Here is a 23,068-nt window from a genome sequence, read left to right on the forward strand (position 1 = left end):
GACGGGACATTTTCAGATGGTAGCAGATGGTTTCGGCATCGTCACGGGTGCTCGGGGGCGTGAGCGGCTGGCAGCTCCTCTCACTCCGCGTCGAGAAGCAGGCTCTCGCCGGTCATGACCGGTGGCTGTTCGACGCCGATCAGTTCGAGGATCGTCGGCGCGATGTCGGCGAGCGTGCCGCCCGATCTGACGCGATGGCCGCCTGTTCGATCGCCCGCCGCGGCGGCGGATGCGGACGGCGCCAGTGAGACGAACGGCACAGGGTTCGTCGTGTGTGCGGTGTGGGGCTCCGCCTCGGTCCCCATGTCGTCGGCGTTGCCGTGATCCGCCGTGAGCAGGACGTGCGCGCCGTGGTCGTCGAGCGTATCGAGCAGGCGACCGAGCTGGGCGTCGACGGCCTCGACGGCAGCGATGGCCGCGTCGTAGTCGCCGGTGTGGCCGACCATGTCGGGGTTCGCGTAGTTGAGCACGAGCACGTCGGGATCGTCGGCGTCGATGATGCCGACCGCCTCGTCCGTGACGCCCTCCGCGCTCATCTCCGGCTGGAGGTCGTATGTCGGAACGTCCGGGGATTCGACGATCTCGCGCCGTTCGCCCTCGTAGGCGACCTCGCGGCCGCCGTTGAGGAAGTAGGTGACGTGGGGGTACTTCTCGGACTCGGCGAGTCGAAGCTGGGTGAGTCCGTGATCGGCGAGCGTGCTCCCCAGGGTCGCTTCGGGCGCCTCCGGCGGGAAAGCGACGGGGAACTCGAAGGTCTCGTCGTACTCCGTCAGGGTCGTCAGTTCGATCGCCGGCTGATCGATCTCGAATGGCCACGCGGGCTTCGTGTCGGTGAGCATCCGGACGAGCTGCCGGGCGCGGTCCGGGCGGAAGTTGAAGAAGACGACGGCGTCACCGTCCTGCAGGGCGGGCTGGCCCTCGACCAGCGTCGGCTCGATGAACTCGTCGGTTTCCCCGCGGTCGTAGGCCTGTCGGACGGCCGCGACTCCACTCGGCGCCTCGAACTCGGCTTCACGTTCGGCGATCGCGTCGTAGGCCTTCTTCGTGCGCTCCCAGTTCGTGTCGCGGTCCATCGCCCAGTAGCGACCGGTGACCGTGGCGACGTCGCCGGTCCCTGCCTGCTCGGCGTGGGCGCCCAGCGCCGACAGGAACCCCTCACCGGAGTCGGGGTCAGTGTCCCGCCCGTCGGTGAATGCGTGCGTGACCGCCGTGGCGTCGCGCTCGGCAGCGAGATCGATCAGCGCGTGGAGGTGCTGCTGTGCGGAGTGGACGCCGCCGTCGCTGACGAGACCCATGAAGTGGACTCGGCCGCCGCGCTCGCGAGCGCCGTCGATTGCCGCGAGGAGCGCCTCGTTGTCGTCGAGGTCGCCGGCCTCGATCGCGTCGTTGATCTTCGTGTAGGGCTGTTTGACCACCCGGCCGGCGCCGATGTTGAGGTGGCCGACCTCGCTGTTGCCCATCTGTCCGTCGGGGAGTCCGACCGCACGCCCGGAGACGGTCAGCGTGCCGTAGGCGCCTTCCTCGGCGGCTTCATCGAAGACCGGCGTGTCGGCGGCCTTGACCGCGTCGCGCCTGTCGTGATCGCCGAGGCCCCAGCCGTCCAGAATTACCAACGCCGCCTGCATGTGTTACCGTGAAATGTGGTCGCCTGGGGTAACTACGTGTCGCTTGTTCGACGATGGTGCTGAATGGTACTGAATGGTTTCGGTGCGTCGTCTGGTGGTTTTCCGGTTGCGGTTGCTGAGTTCGGGGCCGTCGAGACGCTCCGCTCCGAGCGGGCAATCGACCGAACCAAGAGCGCTGACCACGAACCGGCTCTCGATGCCGTACTGGCTCCGGGAGCACACCGCGGACATCGCCGTCGAGGCCGAGGCCGAAACGCTCGACGGCGCCGTCGCCACGGTCGCTGATGGTCTCGCGGCGACGATGTGCGACGACATTCCGGACACGGGTGGCGAGCGGTTCGAGCTCAGGGTCGACGCGGAGGGCCGTGAAGCGCTCCTCTTCGACTACCTCGACGAGCTGATTTACGAGCGCGACGTCCGGTCGGTGCTCCCGGTGGACAACGACGCCATCGTCACGCAGTCCGGAGATCGGTGGGTCGTCGAGGCGAGCGCCCGTGGCGTGCCCTTCGAGGCCATCGATGCCCGGGAAATCAAGGCCGTCACGTACTCCGATCTGGAACTGGCGGAGACACCCGACGGCTGGCGGGCGTACGTCGTGTTCGACGTGTGATCGCCGACGCGAAGGGTAAGGCCCTTATTCCGTACCCTGATACGTCCGAGTGAGCGCCGGTGTCTCGCCGAACGAACTGAGGCGAGGGGCGGCGCACGAGAAACGCAGTGACGAAGCGCGCCGGTGGTCTAGTGGGAGGACCTGAGCCTTCCAAGCTCATGGCCCGGGTTCAAATCCCGGTCGGCGCACTCCCTTCGGTCGTTTGCCGACCGACCTTCGCAGAAGCTTCGCTTCTGCTCAGTCCCGGTCGGCGCATTCTGCGAGGTCGGCGCGAATATCCTGAGCGACGGCTCGGAGCGGCCTGCCGCTCCGGTGAACGTACGTGACGAGCAGATGCGCCCGCCGGGATTTGAATCCTGGAAGTCGCAGCCCGGAACGGCCGAACGGAGTGAGGCCGCACGCCCGGACCGTCTTCCTTCGGTTCAAATCCCGGTCGGCGCACTCATTCCTCGCTACGCTCGTCCTTCGCTTGCCGACCGACCTTCGCAGAAGCTTCGCTTCTGCTCAGTCCCGGTCGGCGCACTCCCGGCGGTCGTTTCTCCGAACACTTCGGTACGCTCCGTTTCTGTACTTGACCCCGCTTCGCTCGCGCAGCTGCCGACCGACCTGCTGGTGAGCATTGCGAGCCAGCTCTCGCGAGACGAGCACCGCGAGTCTCACGGCGTTCGCAGAAGCTTCGCTTCTGCTCAGTTCCGATCGACTTCGTCGATCGACGGTCGCCTCGTTCCACTCGGCGAACTCCCGGTCGGCGTCCTGGCGAGAGTATCGAGCCAGGGCTCGGGAGACGAACGACGTGAGTCTCCCGGCGCATTCTGCGAGGTCGTCGCGAACATCGTGAGCGACGGCTCGGAGCGGCCTGCCGCTCCGGTGAACGTACGTGACGAGCAGATGCGCCCGCCAAGATGTAAATTCTGTCAGTGGCGGCCCGGAACGGCCCAGTGCCAGCCGCTGCGGTGCTATCGATCGCCGAAATAGCCGACACTCATTTGACACCGGGCAGAGAGAACGAGACAATGAGTGAGCCGATCCGGATCCTCCACGTCGACGACGATCCGGAGTTCCTCGAATTGAGTGCGACCCTCCTCGAACGCGAGGACGACCGGTTCCACGTGGAGACGGCGACGAGTGCGGATGCAGCCCTGGAGACGCTGGACACACTGGACGAGTCCGTCGATTGCATCGTCAGCGATCACGAGATGCCGGAGTTCAGCGGCGTAGAGCTTCTCGAGAACGTCCGTGAGGAGTATCCGGAGCTTCCGTTCGTTCTGTTCACCGGACGAGGCAGCGAAGCAGTTGCGAGCGAGGCGATCTCGGCGGGCGTCACGGACTACCTCCAGAAGGAGACCGGAACGAGTCAGTACGCCGTCCTGGCCAACCGGATCGCGAACGCGGTAGAGCAGGACCGCTCGCGACGCGAGCTTCAGGCGAGCCGGCGGCGACTCTCCCTCTTCTTCGAACGGTCACCCCTCGGCGTCGTCGAGTGGAACGGCGAGTTCGAGTTCGCACGCGTCAACGCCGCGGCCGAGGAGATCCTCGGATACGACGAGCAGGAACTGGTCGGCACCCACTGGAGCGAGATCGTACCAGAATCCGAGCGCTCGGGCGTCGAAGACGTGACAGCTGCGCTCGTCGAGGACGAGTCGGGCTATCACAACGTCAACGAGAACGTCCGCGGCGACGGCGAGCGGATCGTCTGCGAGTGGCACAATCGCGTCGTCAGCGACTCGGAAGGGGCGGTGCTCGCGATCTTCTCCCAGTTCCAGGACGTCACCGACCGCAAAGAGCGAGAGTGGGAGCTACAGCGCCATCGGGAGAACCTCGAACGCCTCCACGAGGCTGCGAACCGTCTCTACGCAGCCCAATCCGCGGATGCGTGTTACGACATAATGATCGACGCCGCGGTGACGATTCTCGGCTTCGACTGGTGTACGGTGGCGACGCCAGCTGACGACGACCCGGACGTCTTCGAGATCCGGGCGATCTCCGAGGACACGCCGCTCGCGGTCGGCGACCGACCGTTCGGCACCGACGAGGGGCTCTCCGGAAAGGTCTATCAGACGAAGGAGGCGAGCCTCGTCGACGACGTCACGGAAGCGTCCGAGGGCGAGCCGACCGACGACGCCATTAGGGCCGCGTTGACGGTGCCGATCGCCGACAGGGGGATCTTCCAGGCAGTCTCGACGACCCGGGCAACCTTCGACGAGCAGGATCAAAAGCACGCCGAGATCCTCGTCGCGGCGATGCTCGCGGCGGTCGAGCGCATCGAACGGCAGGCCGAACTTCGCGAACGGCAGCGGGAGCTCGAGCGACAGAACGACCGGCTCGACGAGTTCGCGAGCGTCGTCTCGCACGATCTTCGCAACCCGCTGGCAGTCGCGAACGGCCGGCTGGAGCTCGCGAGAGAGGAGATAGACAGCGAGGACCTCGACATCGTGGCCGACGCTCACGATCGGATGCAGACCCTGATCGACGGGCTGCTCACGCTCGCTCGCGAGGGGGAGGCGCCGACCGAAACGGAGCCCGTGGACCTGGCTACAGTTGCCAGCCGAAGCTGGCAGGCCGTCGACACGGCGGAGGCGACGCTACACGCACCGGTGGACTCGACCGTGATCGCCGACGAGAACCGGCTTCGGCAGCTCTTCGAGAACTGTTTCCGAAACGCCGTGGAGCATAGCCCACCGGACGCTGGTCCGCAGTCGTCTCCAGACGGAAGGGACGACTGCGACGCGGTCGCGGTGACGATCGGCCGTCTCGAGAGCGAGTCTGAGGAGGAGGGGATAGAAGGGTTCTACATCGAAGACGACGGACCGGGGATCGCTGCCGCCGACCGCGACGACGTCCTCGAGTTCGGGTACTCGACGTCGGCGGAGGGGACCGGCCTCGGACTGAGCATCGTCTCGCAAGTCGTCGACGCCCACGGCTGGGAGATCGACGTCGTCGAGGGGACCGAGGGTGGTGCACGGTTCGAGATCCGTGGCGTCGAGACCGCCGATGGGTGAGGACAGAGGGTGAGGAAGGAAGCTACTGAGAAACTGAGGGTATGCGGAGACGAGGTGATGGGGGCCAGGAGAGAAGACTGTGAGAAACTGAGGAAAGGTGGGTGGAAGTAGTGCGAATGGAGAGATCGGGCGGCGCGAAGTCGACCGCACGGACCGCGCCAATCCGTTCTACCGGAGGGACATCCTTATCGGCAGCCCGACCGCCCTGACGGACATGTACGAAGTCGAGGTGAAAGTGGCGGCGGACCACGACACCGTCCGCGAACGCCTCCCCGACGACGCCGAGGCGATGGGGACCATCGAGCAGGTCGACACCTACTTCGACGCGCCACACCGGAATTTCGCTCAGAGCGACGAGGCACTGCGGCTCCGTCGCGAACGCCCCGCTGGCGACGGCGAGTGGACGACCGCAGTGACCTACAAGGGCCCGCTGTTGGAGGCCGAATCGAAATCTCGAGAGGAGTTCGAGACCGAGGTTGCGGAGGGAGAGACCATGCAGACGGTGTTCGAGCGACTCGGGTTCGAGCGGGCCGCCGAGGTGCGGAAAGAGCGGGACCGGTACGCCGTCGGCGAGTTCACCGTGACCTTCGATACCGTCGACGGCCTCGGAGAGTACGTCGAAGTGGAGACGGAGCGAGACGACGCCGGAATTTCGGACGCGAGGGACGCGGCACGTGAGATCCTGACCGATCTGGGCTGTGACCCCGACGACCAGATTCGGACCTCCTACCTCGGACTCCTTCTGGCGGAGGAGTGACGGGCCCTGCACCTGGACGGGCCAGACCCAGCCCGAAATCGCCAGTATCGCAAGCTATAGGCAACGGGGATCGATACATCGGAGCAATGACCGACCGGAACATCCGCGTCGAGGCTATCGATCGCGACGCGGTCGAGGATCAGGAGGTCGAGATCGTCGAGCGGAAGGGAGTTGGCCATCCCGACTCTATCTCGGACGGCGTCGCCGAGCACGTCTCCGAAGCGCTGGCGCAAGCGTATCTCGACCGCGTGGGTACAGTACTGCATTTCAACACCGACGAGACGCAGCTCGTCGCCGGCGAGGCCGCACCTGCCTACGGCGGCGGCGAGGTGCAGTCGCCGATCTATCTGCTGATCGTCGGGCGCGCGACCAAGGAGTACCAGGGGACGAGGATCCCGACCGAGCGGATCGCGCTCGAAGCCGCCAGAGAGTATCTCGAGGAGAACATTCCCGAACTCGAGGTCGGCTCGGACATCATCGTCGACGTCAAACTCGGCGAAGGAAGCGGTGATCTCCAGGAGGTCTTCGGCGAGGACGGCGTCTCCGTCCCGATGGCCAACGACACCAGCTTCGGCGTCGGCCACGCGCCGATGACCGAGACCGAGCGAATCGTCTACGAGGCCGAACACCGACTCAACACCGAGTACGCCGACACCAACCCCGAGCTCGGCCCGGACGTCAAGATCATGGGCAAGCGCGAGGGCGATCACGTCGACGTCACCGTCGCCGCCGCGATCGTGGACGAGTACGTCGGGAACCTCGAGGAGTACGACGAGGCCGTCCAGGGCGTCCGATCGTTCGTCGAGTCCGTCGCCGACGAGATCACCGATCGCTCCGTCGACGTCTACGTCAACACCGCCGACGACTACGAGCAGGAGTCCGTCTACCTCACGGTTACCGGTACGAGCGCCGAACAGGGCGACGACGGTTCCGTCGGCCGCGGCAACCGCGTCAGCGGCCTCATCACGCCGAATCGCTCGATGTCGATGGAGGCCTCCTCCGGGAAGAACCCAGTCAACCACATCGGGAAGATCTACAACCTGCTCTCGACGGAGATCGCCGAGGACGTCGTGAGCGAGGTCGATGGGATCCGCGACCTTCGCGTCCGCCTCCTCTCCCAGATCGGCCGGCCGATCGACCAGCCCCACGTCGCCGACGTTCACGTCGTGACCGAAGACGGCATCGCCGTCTCCGATATCGAGGCCGAGGTCACCGAGATCGTCGACGACCGGCTCGCGGACGTCACGTCGATCACCGAGCGCGTGATCGATGGCGAGCTGGCCACGTTCTGACCGTCTCGCACGGCGCGCCGCGTCTGTCGTGCTGGAGTGTCTGCGGTTCGATCCTCTGTTCGCAAGCGGCACTGGGTTCAGCCAGATCGACGGACGATGGAGTCCCGGCACCGACGCAACCGCGAAAGGAATTTAGTGTGGAGGCGACCAACGTTCCACGTATGACCGCCGCTGGGACGAAGACGTGTGACGGCTGCGACCGGGAGGGCCCGGCACAGCAGCTCGAGGAGGTGATCCTCCCCAGCGGCTCGATGGTGGTCTGTCCGGAGTGTCGCTACCACGCCGAAGAGCTCGCCGAGCGCACCGTTACCGACTGCGAGGGCTGTGGCGATCGGGTGACCGCCGCGACGCTCTCCCGGACCGAACTACCAGACGGCACGGAGATGGTTCTCTGTCCAGACTGCCGGGAGACAGTTGCAGGCGGCGAGCGACCGGCCGGAGTGACCGCCGCTGCAGGAGAGTCCGGGACCGAGTCCACGGCCAGCGCCAACGGATCGGCATCAGCCAGCGGCACCGATCCGTCCGCCACGGGCGCCGGTGCGTCCCCAAGCGTCAGCAACACCGACAGCCCCGGGACCACGACAGCAGGAGCTTCCCGAACCGATTCGAACGCCGACGAGGCAGGTCCAGCCGGTGCGCAGTCGGGTGCCGCCACGGCCAGCACTTCGTCGACCAGCGGTGAGACGCCGGGCCAGGCGGCGACGAACGCCGGCGACGCCGTCACGGACGGCGCAACCACCAAACCGGCGACCACGAACAACACCTGCGATCAGTGTGGTGGGCTGTTCTCCATCGAACTCTACCAGGTCGTCACGGTCGACGGCCGGACCGAGCAGTTCTGCCCGGACTGCAAGGACGACGGGCTGGAAGAGGGCATCGTCCGCGACGTCGAACTCCGACGGGCCCAGGCCTACGAGGCCCTCGGACTCGAAGGCAGCGCATCCAGCGACGACGTGCGACAGGCCTACCTCCAGCAGGTCAAGGAGGTCCACCCAGACCGCGCCGACGGCGATCGGTCGGAGTTCATGCTCGTCCAGCAGGCCTACGAACGGCTTCGCGACGACTGAGCCGTCGGTGGTGATAGAACCGTCACTGAGAACCGTCGATCACTCCTCGACGAGCTCCCGGACGTACTTTCCGACGTGGTCGTCCATCCGGCGTTTGTAGCCGTTCTGTCGGGCGAGTCGGTCGAGCTCCCGGGAGACGAGCGAGCCGTACTGGAGCGCTTTCTTGTCCCGGTTCGCGACCGAATCGGGGAGCCGATCGGTAGCGACGCGTCGGAGTGCAACCTTGCGCTCCTCGTCCCGGACCAGCAGCGCCTCAGGAAGTGCCAGCGCGGCGCGGACGACGGCGTCGTCGAGCAGTGGCGCGACGGGCTCGACGCCAGCGGCTCTGATCGCGAGCACGTCTCGGGGGAGCTGCTCGGGGAGCGTCTGCAACACTTCGTCCCGCGCAGCCGTGACCGAATCGGCGTCGACCCGATGATCGCCCGCCGCTTTGGCTACCTTCGCGTAGCCGCCGAACAGCTCGTCCGCGCCCTGTCCAACTGCGAGAGTCTCGTGGCCGTCCGCCGCGACGCGCTCGGCGACGAGGAAGAGCGGCACCGCGATCGAGACGTCCATCGGGTTGGTCCGTCCAGTGGCCACGGCGACCTCGCGAACCGCCCGACGCAGCTCGTCGTGGGTCAGCTCGATCTCGTGGAGCTCGCGATCCATCGCAATTTCGGCGTCGCGGGCGGCCTCGAGGTCGTGGCTGTCCGGGAATCCGGCGACGTACAGCGGGCCGTCGGTACCGGTCGCGACCAGTCCGGAGTCGACGCCCCCGGAGAAGGCCACCGGCGTCTCGGGATCGAGGGCTGCGAGGGCGTCGTCGATCGCGGTCCGGAGTTCGTCGACTTCGGTGCCGGGCACCGCGGCTGCGGTCCCGCCGACGTCGCCGACGCCGGAGTTCCGTGGCAGCCGGAGGCGCTGCCGGCGACCGTCGGCGTCCTGGATCGAACCGGCGGGGAACGGCTCCGGAGCGTCGAGTGTCGTCGGGTCGACGGCCCAGTCGTCGCTGCTCGGCAGCTCGTCCGTCGGAGCGTCCCGCTCGAGGAAGAGTGGCTCCCGGCCGAGCACGTCCCGAACGAGCGCCTGTCCAGCGTCCGGGTCGTCCGGCCGCTCGAGCAGCCCGGCGAACCCGTTCGCTCCCGAGAGCGGATCGCCCTGCTCGACGGCGATCCTGGCCCGGTCACGATCGCCACGGAAGACCGACTCATCGGGGGGCGTCGTCGATCCCACGCAGTCGGCGTCCGTCGTCGAATCAGTATCGTCAGTTCGTTCGCTGGGGTCGGTGTCCACGTGCGCCACCTCAGCCCTGTGAGGGGACGTGCCGCCGGATGCGCCGGGTGACGCCACCGGCGAACTGGCGGAGGCTGATGCGCCAGGGCGTTCGTTTGCCGTCGATCTTCGTGTCGCCGGCCCGGATGGCGTCGAGCACGCCCTGGAGGGTCCGTTCTTTGGCGTCGATCAGCGTCCGAGCCTGGCCGACCATTTCGCTGATGTGGGCGTCGCTGCCGGCTGTCATCGGCAGTCCGTTCTCCTGTGCGAAGTGGCGGGCCTGCCGGTTCGCACGACCGGTGAACAGCCGAGAGTTGTACACCTCGATTGCGTCGGCCATCGCGAGCTGGTCGCGGGTGATGTTCGCCATCACGCCGTGGCGGGACTCCTGAAAGGGGTGTGGGATCACCGCGATGCCGCCGGCGTCGCGAATCCGGTTGAGCGTATTTTCATACGGGAGCCCGGGCTCGATGCGACGGTCGACGCCGAGGCCGAGAATGTGGCCGGCGCGGCTGGTGACCTCGAGACCGGGAATGCCGATCATACCGCGTTCGGTCGCGAGCTCCGCTGCCTCGACGCTGGCCTCGATCTCGTCGTGGTCCGTCACCGCGAGCGCGTCCAGGCCCACGGCGTCAGCCTGCTCGACGAGGAGATCGACGGGGTCGCGTCCGTCGTGGGACAGCTCCGAGTGCGTATGGAGCTCGCACGATAGCACGGGTTCGCGTTCGGACGCAGCCGTCAAAAGGGGATCGGAATGTGAGACGCGCTGACCTGTGGAGTGCCGAGGGATCGTAGCTGGCAGTGGCTACCACCGAGCCGACGATCACTCGGGCGGCGCGTCCCAGGTCTCACCGTTGTCGACGGGATCGTATCCGATCGTTTCGCGCGCGTACGCAAGATCGTCGAGCCACCGGCGTTCGTTCGCACTGACGCCGAAATAGTGGTCCCACTCGACGGTCTCGTCGGTCAGACAGCATTCGACGAGCTGTGCGAGATCGCGCCGGGATTGCCAGAGCCCCTTCATGCGCGCGACCATCTCGTCGTACTCCTCGCTTCCCCGGTCCCAGCGACCCTCCTCGACACCGGCCTCCGCGTCGCCGTAGGGGTGGTCGTACTCCGGGTCCCGGACCGCGCCGATCCGGAGGCCGTAGAACCGGACGTCGTGGACCTCCGCGAGGAACCGACCGAGATCCTCGCCGTAGCTCTTCGTGAGCCCATATGTCGAGTCGGGACGATGGGGCTCGTCGTGGCCCGCGACGATGCCTTGGTCGTGGTAGACGTCGGGTGTGTTCGTCACTTCGACGAGGCCGACGGCGTGATTCGATGAGGCGAAGACGAAGGAATCGACGTCGGCGTCCTCACAGGCCGCCGCGACGTTGTGCAACGCCTCGAGATTGTCAGATTGGGCGTCGTCCCACGGGATGTCCCGCGCGTCTGCACCCCCGGTGCCCGGAATCAGCGCGAGATGGACGACCGCGTCCTGCCCCTCGAAGTGGGGGCGCAGCTCGTCGTACTCCGTGACGTCGGCGGTCACGACGTCTCCCGGCGGCTCACCTTCGTAGGCACCGTCGGGAGCGGCGACGTCGAGGAGCGTGAACTCGAAGCGGTCGTCGTCGCCGAGATTGTCCGTGATCGCCGTGCCGACCGTGCCGTGGGCGCCAGTGATGAGTACGTTCACGATCGACTAGTCGCGTTCCTCCCTCTTAGTAAAGTGCATCAACTGCATCGCTGCCGGTTGTCGCCGACCGCGCGTTACCGCCCGCTCAGCCGAAGAGGAAGAGTCCGCCGCCCACGAGCACGAACAGGACCCCGATTCCCCGCGTGAGCAGCACCCGCCAGTCGGCCGGCTCGACCTCCGACCAGGACCGCTTGCTCCCGATCGCGTCGAGACGCTCCTCGAACCGGGCGACCTCGTATGGCCAGGCCACAGCGATGAGTCCCAAGGCGAGGAGGAAGAATCCGAACGGGTTGACCATGGATTCTAGTTGAGAGGGAACATGTCAAATATTTTGTGGTCGGCCATGCGCGAGCATCGAAACCGGAGATCGGGTGACCAATCTCACTTGGAATTCACTCATCTCACTTGGAATTCACTCCGTCTCGCAGTTCGGGGAAGCCGCGTGGAACCGCTCGGCAGCCTCGCACATGGGAAGCCATTTATTCGGTCTCGGGCAACGCCCTACCAGAATGCCCCTCGCCGAGGCCGACCGTGAACTCGTCGTTGAAGAGCTCGGTCGGGAACCGACCCGCGCGGAGGCCGCGCTGTTCGAGAACCTCTGGAGCGAACACTGCGCCTACCGCTCCTCCCGCCCACTGCTCGGAGCGTTCGACTCCGAGGGCGACCGGATCGTCGTCGGGCCGGGTGACGACGCGGCCGTCGTCGCGCTCCCCGACCCACTCGCGGACGCCGTTGCCGACGCAGCCGAGGACGCTGGCGGCGACGCCGTCCCCGATCTCTCCGACGCACCGAACGGCGACGTTTACGTCACGCTCGGTATCGAGAGCCACAACCACCCGAGCTACGTGGACCCCTACGACGGCGCCGCGACCGGCGTCGGCGGGATCGTCCGCGACACGCTGTCGATGGGCGCCTACCCGATCGCACTAACGGACTCGCTGTACTTCGGCGCATTCGACCGCGAGCACTCCCGCTATCTCTTCGAAGGCGTCGTCGAGGGGATTGCCGACTACGGCAACGCGATCGGCGTGCCCACCGTCGGCGGCAGCGTGGACTTCCACGAGGGCTACGAGGGGAACCCGCTCGTGAACGTCGCCTGCGTCGGTATCACGACCGAGGACCGGCTGGTCCGCGCCGCGGTCAACGAGCCCGGGAACAAGCTCGTGCTCGTCGGGAACTCGACGGGCCGCGACGGCCTCGGCGGCGCCTCTTTCGCGAGCGAGGATCTGGACGAGGACGCAGAGACGGAGGACCGACCCGCGGTGCAGGTCGGCGACCCCTACACGGAGAAGCTCCTGATCGAGTGCAACGAACAGCTCGTCGACGAGGGGCTGCTCGAAGCGGCCCGCGACCTCGGCGCTGCGGGGCTGGGCGGCGCCTCCAGCGAGATGGTCGCCCAGGGCGGCCTCGGTGCGGAGATCGCCCTCGATCGAGTCCACCAGCGCGAGCCGAACATGAACGCGATGGAGATCCTGCTCGCCGAAAGTCAGGAGCGGATGTGCTATGAGGTCACCCCGGAGAACGTCGACCGCGTGCGCGAGGTTGCCGATCGCTACGATCTCGGCTGCACGGTCATCGGCGAGGTCACCGAGGGCAACTACGTCTGCACGTTCGAGGGCGAAACCGTCGTCGACGCCGACGCGGAGTTCCTCGGCGACGGCGCGCCGTTTAACGACTTCCCGATGGAGGCGCCCGACCCCCAGTCCCGCGATCGCCCCGAAGGCGTCGATGTCGCCGACGCGTTCGACGCCGTCCTCGCGAGCCCCACCACCGCCAGCAAGGAGTGGGTTTACCGACAGTACGACCACGAAGTGGGCGCTCGAACGGCCCAGAAGCCCGGCGAGGACGCCGCACTCCTCGCGATCCGGGAGGCCGCGGACATCGAGGCGGGCTCCGACGCGACCGGGCAGGGCGTCGGCCTCGCGATCTCTGCCGGCGCCGCGCCGAACTGGACCGATGCAAACCCCTACGAGGGCGCCCGCGCCGTCGCCGTCGAGAACGCCACGAACCTCGCGACGGCTGGCGCCACCCCGCTCGCCGCGGTCAACTGCCTCAACGGCGGGAACCCAGAGAAGCCAGACGTCTACGGCGGCTTCGCAGCGATCGTCGACGGGCTCGCCGACGGCTGCTCGGCGCTCGACGCGCCGGTCGTCGGTGGCAACGTCTCGCTGTACAACGACTCGCAGGCCGGCCCGATCCCGCCGACGCCGACGCTCGCGATGGTCGGTACGCGCCAGGGGTACGACGCGCCCGGGATCGACGCCGAGCCGGAGGGCGAACTCCTCCTCGTCGGCGAGCCAGCGCTGGCCGAGGCGGCCACGACGCTGGGCGGCTCCGAGTATCTCGCCCAGTTCGGCGGGACCGACGCCTTCCCAGCGCCGCCCGAGGACCCCGCACCGATCCTCGACGGAATCGCCGACGTGGCGCGACGCGACGACACCCTCGCCGTCCACGACGTCTCCCACGGCGGCCTCGCGGTGTCGCTCGCTGAGATGGTCACGGAGTCGGCCGGGCTCGCCGTCGAACTGCCCGGCGAGGATCCGGCCGGCGAGCTCTTCGCCGAGGCCCCTGGCCGGGCGCTGATCCAGACGACCGATCCGGACGCGGTCGAGGCGCGCTTCGACGGCGTCGCGTCGGTTCGCCGAATCGGCTCCGGGACCGACGACGGCCGCCTCACGATCGACATCGGAGAGCAGACCCTCGAAGCATCCGCCGACGAGATCGCCGAGGCCCGGTCGACGATCGACGCGGCGCTTGACTGATCGGTACACGTCGACTCGTTTCTGACCGACCGACGGCGGGAAGCCACCGGTCGGTCGTCCATCCCGCACCGCTCAGATCCGTTTCTCGCCACAGTCACCTGCACGAACGCCGATGGGTTGAAATATCGGACCTCCAATTAGACGAAGCATGCACGGCTTCGACGGTGATCTCTCGTGACCGGCGCTCGACAGCCGGTCGTCCTCATCGTCGAGGACGAATCAGATCTCGCCGACCTCTACAGCGCCTGGCTCGGCGACCACTGTGCCGTTCGGACGGCCTACGACGGCGACGAGGCCGTCGATGCGCTCGACGACACGATCGACGTCGTCCTCCTCGACCGTCGGATGCCCGGCCTCTCCGGAGACGAGGTGCTCGACGCGATCACGGAGCGCGGGATCGACTGCAAGGTCGCGATGGTCACCGCCGTCGAGCCGGACTTCGACATCGTCGAGATGGGGTTCGACGACTATCTCGTCAAACCCGTCTCCCGGGAGGATCTCGTCGAGACCGTCGAACGGCTCCGCCTCCGCAGCGAGTACGACGATCGCATCCAGCAGTTCTTCGCGCTCGCCTCGAAGAAGGCGCTACTGGACGCCGAGAAGACCGAGCCCGAACTCCGAGCGAGCGAGGAGTACGCGCGCCTCGTCGATCGGCTGGCCGTCATCCGCGAGGAGAGCGACGAGGCCCTGCTCCAGCTCGACGAGAGCGACTCCTACCGACAAGTGCTCGAAGATCTGTCCTGAAGTAGTGTATCGAAAAGCCGTCCTGACGCTCACTCCTTCGTCGGCGAGAGCGTCGTGACGTCGGTGATTTCAAAGCGCATACCGTGCTGTGTGGGGTCGGCAGTCAGTTCCCAGCCGTGATCGCGAGCGAGCAGGCGCGCGAGTTCGAGTTCGAGTCCCACCGTCACGTCGCCGGCGTAGGGATCGAACGGCGGGTCGCGAACCCGTCGCGGGATGACGTCGCCGTCGTCCTCGACGTAGAAGCCAGAGAGCCGGCGGACTCTGGACCTCGTCGCCTGGAGCACGCCGAGACTGACCGCGCCGGCATCGCGCTCGATCGCGTTGCGGACCAGTGCACCGAACAGCTCCAGGAGGTGCTCGTGGTCGGCTCTGAGCGTGCCGTCGCGGCTGACGACGACGGTCGGTGCCTTGCGTTCGGTCTCGGCGGCGGCCGCTTCGAGCGTCTCGCCGAGCGTGAGTCCCGTGCGAGCGCCGGTGGCGTCGGGTCGGTTCGCGTAGGTGCCAGCGACGTCGACGAGCCGACGGGTGCGATCGACGGCGTCGTGGGCCTCCTCGATCGTCCCGGATTCGAAGGTCGCCTCGACGTCGTCGAGCGTTGCGCTGATCGGGCCGGAGAGGACGCCCTCCAGCGAAGCGAGCCGCTCGTTCTGGCGCTCGAGTTCGGTGGCCCGGTCCTCGAGCAGCTGTTCGCGTTCCAGGCGATCGAGCACGGCCTCGGTGTTGGCTGCGAGGATCTCCGCCAGCTCGACGTCGGTCTCGTCGAACTGGCCGGGCTCGGTATCCCCGGCCATCAACACGCCGCGGTTCCCGATCGGCACGATCAGTTCACTCCGGATCGGGGTGTCGGGGTTGTAGACGTCCTCGCTGTCGGTGACGTCGTCGAAGTGGATCACATCATCGCGCTGGTAGGCCCGCCAGGCCAGGCCCTCGCCGTCGCCGAAAACGGGCAGCCCGCCGACGGTGTCGTGTGCGCCGGCGGTCGCAGCGACCGGCTCCAGCCTGTTGCGCTCCTCGTCGAGCAGCCAGATCCCGCTGATCTGGAGGTCGAGCAGATCGGCACCGGTGTGGACCGCCGCGGCGCAGGCGTCGATCGTATCCTCAGCGCGGAACAGCTCTCGCGTCGCGGCGTGGAGGGATCGAACGACGCGCTCGCGATCACGTCGCTCGGTGACGTCACGCACGACCGCGGCGACGCGATCCGCCTCCGTTCCGGGGAGCGGCGAGAGCCTGACTTCGACGGCGCCCGGTCGACCCTCGGTGTCGGGCACCGAGAGCTGGATGCGGTGATCCTCGGCCCCGGCGTTTCGGACGTGCTCGATCGCGGCGCGCAGCGACCGGACGTCGTCGTCGGTGAGTTTGGTCGCGGTGGAGAGCGCGTCGAGACTGGTGTTGAGCAGCGTCGATCGACCGGCGTCGAGCAGCCCGGTGAGCGCCTCGTTGACGAGAACGATGCGATCGTCGGCGTCGACGGCCAGCACCCCGTCGGTCACTGCCTCGACGACGGTCGCGGGGCGCGGGCCGTCGCCCGCCGGGAGACTGGCGTCGGCGTCGCGGAGAAACACTTCGATACCACCGCCGTCTGTAGGGTAAATCCGGACGCGATACGACGTCTCTGTCTGGGGCCAGAACGCCTCGAAGGCGGTCGGTTCCCGGTCCGCCATCGCCTGCTGATACTGCTCTGCGAACGTCGTTTCGACGACGTTCGGGGCTGCCGTCCAGAGCTCTGCACCGAGGAGGTCCGCACGATCTGCGCCGAGTACCGTCGCAGCGTGCGCGTTACACTCGACGATTCGCCACTCGTCGTCGATCGCAAGAAAGCCCTCAGTCATGCGATCGAGGAGGGCGGAAAAGCGCGTGGAGCGGGCGGGCGGATGCTCTGGCATGAGTGGCGAGAACTGCTGGTCGGGGAGACGTTGGGAGAGGCCCTACTTACGTCCGACGGCCGTTCTGTGAGGATCCCGCTGGAAAAAGTGTGAGGGCGAGGCGGTAGTCCCATACGGAGTTCGGCAATCGCCGAAATCCCTCACACGCGGAACAACGGTCGTTCGACCCGGTGTGTGCGAGCGGCGGCCCGCGACACCGACCGCCATCGCGCACCCTTTTGACCGATGCCGACCAAACGCCGCATAGTGAAGACGATCAAGGACAGCGTCCACGATCACATCGACGTCCAGGGGCTCGCCCGTGCGCTGCTGGACACGCCCGCCCTCCAGCGACTTCGCCGCATTTCACAGCTCGGGACGGTCTCGCTGGTCTACCCCTCGGCCAACCACACGCGATTCGAGCACAGCCTCGGCGTCTACCACCTCGCGGACCGCGCACTCGCCCACCTCCCCGCACGCCAGCAGCGCGCCAAGCGAGTCCGCGCCGCAGCGTTGCTCCACGACGTCGGACACGCCCCATTTTCCCACAACGTCGAGGAGCTACTTGCGCGACGCACGGGCACCTACCACGACGAGGTTCACGACCGGCTCGAAACGGGGGAGGTCGGGGAGGTTCTCCGAGAGTTCGACGTCGATCCCGCTGAGGTCGCGGATCTCGTCGCCGGTAAGGGCCGTTACGGACAGCTGGTCTCCGGCGAGCTCGACGTCGATCGGATGGACTACCTCGTTCGGGACGCCCACCACACCGGCGTCCCCTACGGCACCATCGACCACAGCCGGCTCGTTCGAGAACTTACCTTCCGGGACGACCAGCTGGTCCTCGACGCGGGGAACGTCCAGACCGCGGAGAGCCTGCTGATCGCCCGGGCGCTGATGAACCCGACCGTCTATCGCCACCACGTCGCGAGGATCAGCAAGTCGATGCTCCGGCGGGCGACCGAAGCCCTCATCGACGAGGGAGAGCCCGACGCCGGAGCCGTCCAGGGGATGGACGACCCGGAGCTACTCGTGTCGCTCCGGGACTGCGAGCCCGCCGCCGTCTACGCTCGTCGCCTCGACGATCGGGAGCTGTTCAAGCGCGCAGTCTGGGCCGAGTTCGAGGACGTTCCGGACTCGGTCGTAGACGCCGACCACCTCACCGTCCGGGAACTGGAGGGGCAGATCGCACGCACTGCCGGTGTCCCCGAGGAAGCCGTGATCCTCGACGTTCCCGGGCGGCCGTCGATGCCCGAGAGCAGCTCCAGGGTCGTCGTCAACGGCGAGGTCCGCCCGCTGTCCGAGCAGTCGCCGCTCGTGGAGGCACTTCGGGCGGCCCAGCACTCCCAGTGGCGCCTCGGCGTCTACGCACCGGCAGAGCGGACCGACGCCGTCGGTCCCGCCGCGGTGGACGTGCTGGGAATCGACGTTGAGGACGTGCTCGTCACCGAGGTCCGGGGATACCCCGCGACGCTCTCGGAGTTCACCGACGGGGAGTAGGCTATTCACGCTCAGTGGCGGCGGTCCCAGCACCACTGCCGGGTTCGCCGACGCAAAGGCCCTTGCAGCAGGCGGCCACAATCAGTGATATGGCTGCAAACGAGAGTGGCACGTTCGACATCGGCGGCGAGATCACCGTCCATCGGCTCGGTTTCGGCGCGATGCGCCTGACCGGCGAGGAGATCATCGGCCCGCCCGCAGACGAGGCCGAAGCCAGGCGCGTCGTCCAGCGAGCCCTGGAGCTCGGCGTCGACGTGATCGACACCGCGGACTCCTACGGCCCCGGCGTCAGCGAGCGCATGATCAGGGAGGCCATCGAGGAGTCCGAGGAGTTCACACACGACGACGTCACGATCGCGACCAAGGCCGGGCTGCTCCGCGAATCCGAGGGCGACTGGCTGAAACACGGCGCACCGGAGTACGTCCGGAACCAGGTGCTCGTCAGTCGGGATCGCCTCGGCGTGGACACGATCGATTGCTATCAGTACCACCGACCCGATCCCGACGTCGACTTCGAGACGGCCATCGAGACGTTCGCGGAGCTGAAAGACGACGGGTTCGTCGAGCACGTCGGACTGAGCAACGTCTCCGTCGATCAGCTCGAACGCGCCCAGGACGTCGTCGAGATCGCGACCGTCCAGAACCAGTACAACGTCGGCCACAGAGAGGACGAGGCAGTCCTCGAAGCCTGTGAGGACGCCGGCATCGGTTTCATTCCGTGGTTCCCGCTCGGCGGCGGAGACCTCGGCGAGAAGCAGGCCGTCGTGGAGGACGTGGCAGACGCACACGACGCGACGATTCAGCAGATCGCGCTGGCGTGGTTGCTGGAGCATTCGGACGTGATCCTCCCGATTCCTGGCACCTCGAGCGTCGAGCACCTCGAACAGAACGTGGCCGCGACCCAGATCGACCTGACCGACGACGAGTACGCTCGGTTGTCCGAATAGGACCCGAGCCTCGTTTCAGACGATATCGCAGCGCCGACCGTCTACGGAAGCCGCCTTCCGCTCGAGGCTTCCTGAGATGATAGATAAACCGGAGTTCTCTCACATCACGTCGAAGACCCCTCACCGCGAGCGTCGGGTACAAACCCGTCCCCGCCGAAGCAGCGTCCATGAAACTCACGGGGACGATTCTCCGCGGGCGGTCCTTCGAACCAGTCGAGGGGACCCTCCACGTCGACGAGGGCGAAATCGCGAGCATCGAAGAGCATCCGGTCGATACTGACGACATCGTGTGCCCGGCGTTCGTGAACGCGCACACGCATCTCGGCGATTCGATCGCGAAGGAGGCCGGTGAGGGGCTCTCGCTGGAGGAGCTCGTCGCGCCGCCGGACGGGCTCAAACACCGGCTGCTCCGACAGGCCGACTCAGAGTCACTGATCGAGGCGATGGAACGGTCCCTGCGGTACATGCAGACCGGCGGAACCGGCGCGTGCATCGAGTTCCGGGAAGGCGGCGTCGAGGGCGTCGAGCAGCTCCGCGCGGCGGCCGCGGGGGCAGAGATCGACCTCGATCCAGTCATCATGGGCCGCGAGGAGATCGAGGTCCTCGACGTCGCGGACGGCTACGGCGCCTCGGGCGCAAACGACGCGAACTTCGAGGCCGAGCGTACCGCTGCGCGGGAAGCTGGCAAGCCCTTCGGCATCCACGCCGGCGAGGTCGACGAGAGCGACGTCGATCCGGCGATGGATCTCGATCCCGACTTTCTCGTCCACATGGTGCACGCCCAGGACCACCAGCTCGACCGCCTCGAGGACCGTGGCACCCCCGTCGTCGTCTGCCCCCGCTCGAACCTCGTTACGGACGTTGGCGTACCGCCGATCGCGGAGCTCGCCGACCGCACGACGGTTGCCCTCGGAACGGACAACGTCTTCCTCAACTCGCCGTCGATGTTCCGCGAAATGGCGATCACCGCGAAGCTGACGGGGCTGCCAAGCGCGGAAGTGCTCGCGATGGCGACCTACCGCGGCGCCGAAATTGCAGACCTGGATTGGGGCGTACTCGAGGAAGGCCGGCCCGCGAAGCTGTTCACCCTCGACGGCGACACGGACAATCTGGCAGGCGCGAAGGACCCGGTCCGGACAGTCGTGCGCCGGGCGAGCCATTCCGACGTCGACCGCGTCCTGGTGTAGACCGAGTCGGCGATCGGGGACCGATGGCAGAGTGATCCTGACGACCTGGGAGGAAACCTTTTGTATAGTCGACGTTCACAGCCATTTGCAAGACACACCCACACATACACCAATAAATATGAAAAGTATGCAACCGTGTGGCCAACAGAACGCGTCAGAAAAGTACAAAGTGCGAATTTATGGTGAGCGGCGAGCCGATCGGCTGGTCGACCGGTCGGCAAACCGTCGAATCCACCGCAGATCCCGAACCGCAGGGCGAACGCGTGGCGCTCGATGATTCTCCCCGGCAGCCTCATCGAAGCCGTGGCGCGGCGGCCGCTGCTCCGGCGACTCGTGCGCCCGGTGCTCGCCTTCGCCTGCGTGGTCACGGCTGGCGTGGTCGGCTTCGTCGCACTGGCTGGCATCGGGCCCGTAAACGCCGCCTTCTGGCTGCTCGACCCCACGAGCATCGAGCTGTACTTCGAACACCACGACGGCCCGGCACGGCTGGTCAAGGCCTACGCCATCGCCGTCCTCTCCGGACTCGTCCTGACGGGAATCTGGACGGGTGAAACGCTGTTTTCGGCCGCCTTCGGCGGCCAGCTAACCGACGAACTCACCGCCATGAGCATCGACCGACGCATCGACGACCGGGAATCGCACGTGATCGTCTGTGGCTACGGCACCTTCGGCCGAACCGTCGCCGAGGGGCTCCTCGCTGACGATCGCGAACCAGTGATCGTGGAGCAAAACTCCGAGAACTACGAGCGAGCGATCGACGACGGATTTCTCGCAATCGAAGGCGACGCACGCACCGACGAGACGCTCCGGACTGCCGGTATCGAGCGCGCCGAAACCGTGGTCGGTGCCGTCGACGACACGAGCACGAACGTCCAGGTCGCAGTGGCAGCGACCGAGCGGGCGCCGGACGTTCGCCTCGTGGTGCGCGCTGGCGACGAGATGGACGAAGCCCTGGCAAAGCGGGTCGGCGCGGACGAGGTGATTATTCCGGAGGTCGTCAGCGGACAGCAGGTCTGTCAGGGACTCTGAGCGGACCTCGCTGGCACTTTGGACCTATTCGGTCGATGCAGCAGGCGGCCGACCCGGCGGCTCGCCGACGCGGTCGACCACCGCATCGACGACGCACTCCGGCCCCTCGATCGACGCCCAGTGCTCGTCACCGCGACGGATCGTAGCGTCGCCGAACGTGATCGCGACCGCGTAGGGAACGCCCGAGGACGGCACCGCGAACGCGTAGACGATCAGCCGGTCGGTGTCGTCGCGAACGAGCACTTCGATGGCCTCCTCGACGGGCAGACTGTCGAGATCGACCGTCGCGATCGGCCGGACGTCCAACACGGTCGGCGTGCCGACGAGCGGCGTCGCGGGTGAGTCGCAGTCGGGACATCGGCCGTCGTCGACGGCCAGCGGGACGTACTCCGTACCGCAATCGTAGCAGCGATCGGTGAGGGTAGTCATGGTGATGAGGACCGCGTCGTTCCGGGACCCATTATTCCACACCCATCGTGCATTAAACTACCGACGGTGACGGCCGGTAGCGATGCCGGAGTTGGGGAACCGAATGAGAGATGCACCGAATTTCAGCAGTATAGACGTTCTCGTAGCTGTTCTCTCGGATTCGAGACGATGACGAGTGCCGCGACGACGCCAGAATTCGATATATCGTGATGCAGTTCAATATATAAAAGATCGGGCGAACTCGGTTGCTCTGGCAGACGCAAATGCGAGGAGCAGCGACCGAGGAGAGCAGCAGCTGATGCGGACACTGCTCAAGGAGTACCCGGGGCAGATTCGCACCCGAGCCAGACGTGCTCGCTCGCGATGCTCGCTGCGCGCGACTGTCAAGGTTCGATCCGCCGGAGATAACTCTCGCTCACGATCGTTTCCGAGAAGATAGCCCTGGGCGGATTCGAACCGCCGTCAACGGCTCACCTCCGCATCCGGCCGTAACCGAACGCGTCCAAAGGCCGCTATGATTGGCCGCTACACCACAGGGCTTCGCGTAGGTGGTTCCGTTCCCGCATACAAGTGCATTACTCATTTCCCGGCGATGGGGCCGGAATGGATTCAGACTCCACCTTCCTGTGACACGATCTACAGAGTGCAATTACGTTGTCCAGACGGTGTGCCTCACGCGGGTCCTCGAAGGAGCGAACTGGCTGGATGTGGTGGACGTCCGGATGCCGGCCGAGCTCCGATTTCGTTACCCCACAGATCTGACAGCGATGGTCGTCTCGAACTCGTGCAGCGCGGCGAATGGTCCACCAGCCACGATTGTACGTGGGCTCCGACGCACTCCACTGGTGATGGTCCGAGCCGACGATATGCGCGGAGAGCCAGTCCCCATAGCAGTCCATATCACAGAACACCCCTCGCTTGCGGCGATCCAGGCGAGACTGTAGAACGTGCCGAGTAGTGCCACAGGCGGGACAGTCGGTCCTTACGCGCTCGATCTTGTCCGCCGGATTGTCCGGGAGTAGCCCGTCACACTCCTGGATGCACCTCGAACAGTAGACGCCATCCCTGTTTGAGGGATAATACTCGAACTGCTCGCCACACTCTGTGCAGTCGCTCGTTTCGAGCGCGTCGCTCCAGTTGCCGTTGTTGGAGCCAGCGTTGGGATCACAGTCCTCACAGTAGGTACGGCGAGAGTTCGGATCGTAGAACTCCGATCCACAGTCACTGCAGGTTCGGTTGGGGAGGGGATTCCCGTGGACCTTGGTGTGATGTTGCCGGAGCCCGGCCTGGGTCGACAGACGACGATCGCACGTCGGACACTCCATGCAGATC

At 66.6% G+C, this 23,068-nt stretch carries 19 protein-coding genes and 2 tRNA genes; 12 read left to right on the top strand and 9 right to left on the bottom strand.

Annotated features, from left to right (window positions below; all coding sequences use genetic code 11):
- Positions 1-80: 80 nt before the first annotated feature.
- Entirely contained in the window at positions 81-1,625 is a 1,545-nt protein-coding gene (gpmI, locus tag MXF70_RS00215; RefSeq protein WP_248516585.1) for a 2,3-bisphosphoglycerate-independent phosphoglycerate mutase, read from the bottom strand.
- Positions 1,626-1,821: 196 nt separating this feature from the next.
- Between gpmI and MXF70_RS00220 the strand changes: the two genes are divergently transcribed.
- The 6 genes from MXF70_RS00220 (at position 1,822) to MXF70_RS00245 (ending at position 8,350) form a co-directional block, all read left to right on the top strand.
- Positions 1,822-2,235 carry an archease gene (locus tag MXF70_RS00220; protein WP_248516586.1) on the top strand — a complete coding sequence of 138 codons (414 nt, stop codon included), beginning with the start codon at positions 1,822-1,824 and terminating at the stop codon, positions 2,233-2,235.
- 117 nt (positions 2,236-2,352) lie between these two features.
- Positions 2,353-2,423 (top strand) — tRNA-Gly (locus MXF70_RS00225).
- 825 nt (positions 2,424-3,248) lie between these two features.
- Entirely contained in the window at positions 3,249-5,234 is a 1,986-nt protein-coding gene (locus tag MXF70_RS00230; protein ID WP_248516587.1) for a hybrid sensor histidine kinase/response regulator, read from the top strand.
- 214 nt (positions 5,235-5,448) lie between these two features.
- A complete protein-coding gene (cyaB, locus tag MXF70_RS00235) occupies positions 5,449-5,991 on the top strand; it encodes a class IV adenylate cyclase (protein ID WP_248516588.1) in 543 nt (180 codons plus the stop codon).
- An 86-nt stretch (positions 5,992-6,077) separates the two neighbouring features.
- Positions 6,078-7,283 (top strand): methionine adenosyltransferase, encoded by a 1,206-nt coding sequence (locus MXF70_RS00240; RefSeq protein ID WP_248516589.1) that lies wholly within the window; start codon positions 6,078-6,080, stop codon positions 7,281-7,283.
- A gap of 161 nt (positions 7,284-7,444) precedes the next feature.
- Entirely contained in the window at positions 7,445-8,350 is a 906-nt protein-coding gene (locus tag MXF70_RS00245) for a J domain-containing protein (RefSeq protein WP_248516590.1), read from the top strand.
- A 39-nt stretch (positions 8,351-8,389) separates the two neighbouring features.
- Here the strand turns inward: MXF70_RS00245 and MXF70_RS00250 are convergent, their stop codons facing one another.
- The 4 genes from MXF70_RS00250 to MXF70_RS00265 form a co-directional block, all read right to left on the bottom strand.
- On the bottom strand, positions 8,390-9,562 hold the full coding sequence (locus tag MXF70_RS00250; RefSeq protein WP_248518416.1) for an asparagine synthase C-terminal domain-containing protein: 1,173 nt from the start codon (positions 9,560-9,562) through the stop codon (positions 8,390-8,392).
- 70 nt (positions 9,563-9,632) lie between these two features.
- Complete coding sequence (locus MXF70_RS00255; protein WP_248516591.1) at positions 9,633-10,316, bottom strand: PHP domain-containing protein; 684 nt, start codon at positions 10,314-10,316, stop codon at positions 9,633-9,635.
- Between the two features lie 108 nt (positions 10,317-10,424).
- Complete coding sequence (locus MXF70_RS00260; RefSeq protein ID WP_248516592.1) at positions 10,425-11,279, bottom strand: NAD-dependent epimerase/dehydratase family protein; 855 nt, start codon at positions 11,277-11,279, stop codon at positions 10,425-10,427.
- Between the two features lie 85 nt (positions 11,280-11,364).
- On the bottom strand, positions 11,365-11,577 hold the full coding sequence (locus tag MXF70_RS00265; protein WP_248516593.1) for a DUF6199 family natural product biosynthesis protein: 213 nt from the start codon (positions 11,575-11,577) through the stop codon (positions 11,365-11,367).
- Positions 11,578-11,788: 211 nt separating this feature from the next.
- On the opposite strand from MXF70_RS00265, the gene purL reads away from it, so the two are divergent.
- Both purL and MXF70_RS00275 read left to right on the top strand, forming a co-directional pair.
- Positions 11,789-14,041, top strand: a complete 2,253-nt coding sequence (gene purL / locus MXF70_RS00270; RefSeq protein WP_248516594.1) for a phosphoribosylformylglycinamidine synthase subunit PurL — start codon at positions 11,789-11,791, stop codon at positions 14,039-14,041.
- A 174-nt stretch (positions 14,042-14,215) separates the two neighbouring features.
- Entirely contained in the window at positions 14,216-14,785 is a 570-nt protein-coding gene (locus tag MXF70_RS00275; RefSeq protein ID WP_248516595.1) for a response regulator transcription factor, read from the top strand.
- A gap of 29 nt (positions 14,786-14,814) precedes the next feature.
- Here the strand turns inward: MXF70_RS00275 and MXF70_RS00280 are convergent, their stop codons facing one another.
- Positions 14,815-16,668 (bottom strand): PAS domain-containing protein, encoded by a 1,854-nt coding sequence (locus MXF70_RS00280; protein WP_259370371.1) that lies wholly within the window; start codon positions 16,666-16,668, stop codon positions 14,815-14,817.
- Positions 16,669-16,914: 246 nt separating this feature from the next.
- Between MXF70_RS00280 and MXF70_RS00285 the strand changes: the two genes are divergently transcribed.
- The 4 genes from MXF70_RS00285 (at position 16,915) to MXF70_RS00300 (ending at position 21,307) form a co-directional block, all read left to right on the top strand.
- On the top strand, positions 16,915-18,144 hold the full coding sequence (locus tag MXF70_RS00285; RefSeq protein WP_248516597.1) for an HD domain-containing protein: 1,230 nt from the start codon (positions 16,915-16,917) through the stop codon (positions 18,142-18,144).
- Positions 18,145-18,233: 89 nt separating this feature from the next.
- Positions 18,234-19,091 carry an aldo/keto reductase gene (locus MXF70_RS00290; protein ID WP_248516598.1) on the top strand — a complete coding sequence of 286 codons (858 nt, stop codon included), beginning with the start codon at positions 18,234-18,236 and terminating at the stop codon, positions 19,089-19,091.
- Between the two features lie 167 nt (positions 19,092-19,258).
- Entirely contained in the window at positions 19,259-20,278 is a 1,020-nt protein-coding gene (locus MXF70_RS00295) for an amidohydrolase family protein (protein WP_248516599.1), read from the top strand.
- Positions 20,279-20,551: 273 nt separating this feature from the next.
- Positions 20,552-21,307 (top strand): potassium channel family protein, encoded by a 756-nt coding sequence (locus MXF70_RS00300; protein WP_248516600.1) that lies wholly within the window; start codon positions 20,552-20,554, stop codon positions 21,305-21,307.
- 24 nt (positions 21,308-21,331) lie between these two features.
- Here the strand turns inward: MXF70_RS00300 and MXF70_RS00305 are convergent, their stop codons facing one another.
- From MXF70_RS00305 to MXF70_RS15305, 3 genes are all read right to left on the bottom strand, one after another.
- A complete protein-coding gene (locus MXF70_RS00305; protein WP_248516601.1) occupies positions 21,332-21,736 on the bottom strand; it encodes a hypothetical protein in 405 nt (134 codons plus the stop codon).
- Positions 21,737-22,172: 436 nt separating this feature from the next.
- Positions 22,173-22,276: transfer RNA gene (locus MXF70_RS00310), tRNA-Gln, on the bottom strand.
- Between the two features lie 35 nt (positions 22,277-22,311).
- On the bottom strand, positions 22,312-23,061 hold the full coding sequence (locus MXF70_RS15305) for an HNH endonuclease (protein ID WP_248516602.1): 750 nt from the start codon (positions 23,059-23,061) through the stop codon (positions 22,312-22,314).
- Between the last annotated feature and the right edge of the window lie 7 nt (positions 23,062-23,068).

Source organism: Salinarchaeum laminariae (assembly GCF_023204835.1).
GTDB classification, from domain to species: Archaea; Halobacteriota; Halobacteria; order Halobacteriales; family Salinarchaeaceae; genus Salinarchaeum; species Salinarchaeum laminariae.

Bases quoted from the DNA above. Each gene is read 5' to 3' on its own strand.
- gpmI (WP_248516585.1), bottom strand. From the start codon at position 1,625: ATGCAGGCGGCGTTGGTAATTCTGGACGGCTGGGGCCTCGGCGATCAC.
- MXF70_RS00220 (WP_248516586.1), top strand. From the start codon at position 1,822: ATGCCGTACTGGCTCCGGGAGCACACCGCGGACATCGCCGTCGAGGCC.
- MXF70_RS00230 (WP_248516587.1), top strand. From the start codon at position 3,249: ATGAGTGAGCCGATCCGGATCCTCCACGTCGACGACGATCCGGAGTTC.
- cyaB (WP_248516588.1), top strand. From the start codon at position 5,449: ATGTACGAAGTCGAGGTGAAAGTGGCGGCGGACCACGACACCGTCCGC.
- MXF70_RS00240 (WP_248516589.1), top strand. From the start codon at position 6,078: ATGACCGACCGGAACATCCGCGTCGAGGCTATCGATCGCGACGCGGTC.
- MXF70_RS00245 (WP_248516590.1), top strand. From the start codon at position 7,445: ATGACCGCCGCTGGGACGAAGACGTGTGACGGCTGCGACCGGGAGGGC.
- MXF70_RS00265 (WP_248516593.1), bottom strand. From the start codon at position 11,577: ATGGTCAACCCGTTCGGATTCTTCCTCCTCGCCTTGGGACTCATCGCT.
- purL (WP_248516594.1), top strand. From the start codon at position 11,789: ATGCCCCTCGCCGAGGCCGACCGTGAACTCGTCGTTGAAGAGCTCGGT.
- MXF70_RS00280 (WP_259370371.1), bottom strand. From the start codon at position 16,668: ATGCCAGAGCATCCGCCCGCCCGCTCCACGCGCTTTTCCGCCCTCCTC.
- MXF70_RS00290 (WP_248516598.1), top strand. From the start codon at position 18,234: ATGGCTGCAAACGAGAGTGGCACGTTCGACATCGGCGGCGAGATCACC.
- MXF70_RS00295 (WP_248516599.1), top strand. From the start codon at position 19,259: ATGAAACTCACGGGGACGATTCTCCGCGGGCGGTCCTTCGAACCAGTC.
- MXF70_RS00300 (WP_248516600.1), top strand. From the start codon at position 20,552: ATGATTCTCCCCGGCAGCCTCATCGAAGCCGTGGCGCGGCGGCCGCTG.
- MXF70_RS00305 (WP_248516601.1), bottom strand. From the start codon at position 21,736: ATGACTACCCTCACCGATCGCTGCTACGATTGCGGTACGGAGTACGTC.
- MXF70_RS15305 (WP_248516602.1), bottom strand. From the start codon at position 23,061: ATGGAGTGTCCGACGTGCGATCGTCGTCTGTCGACCCAGGCCGGGCTC.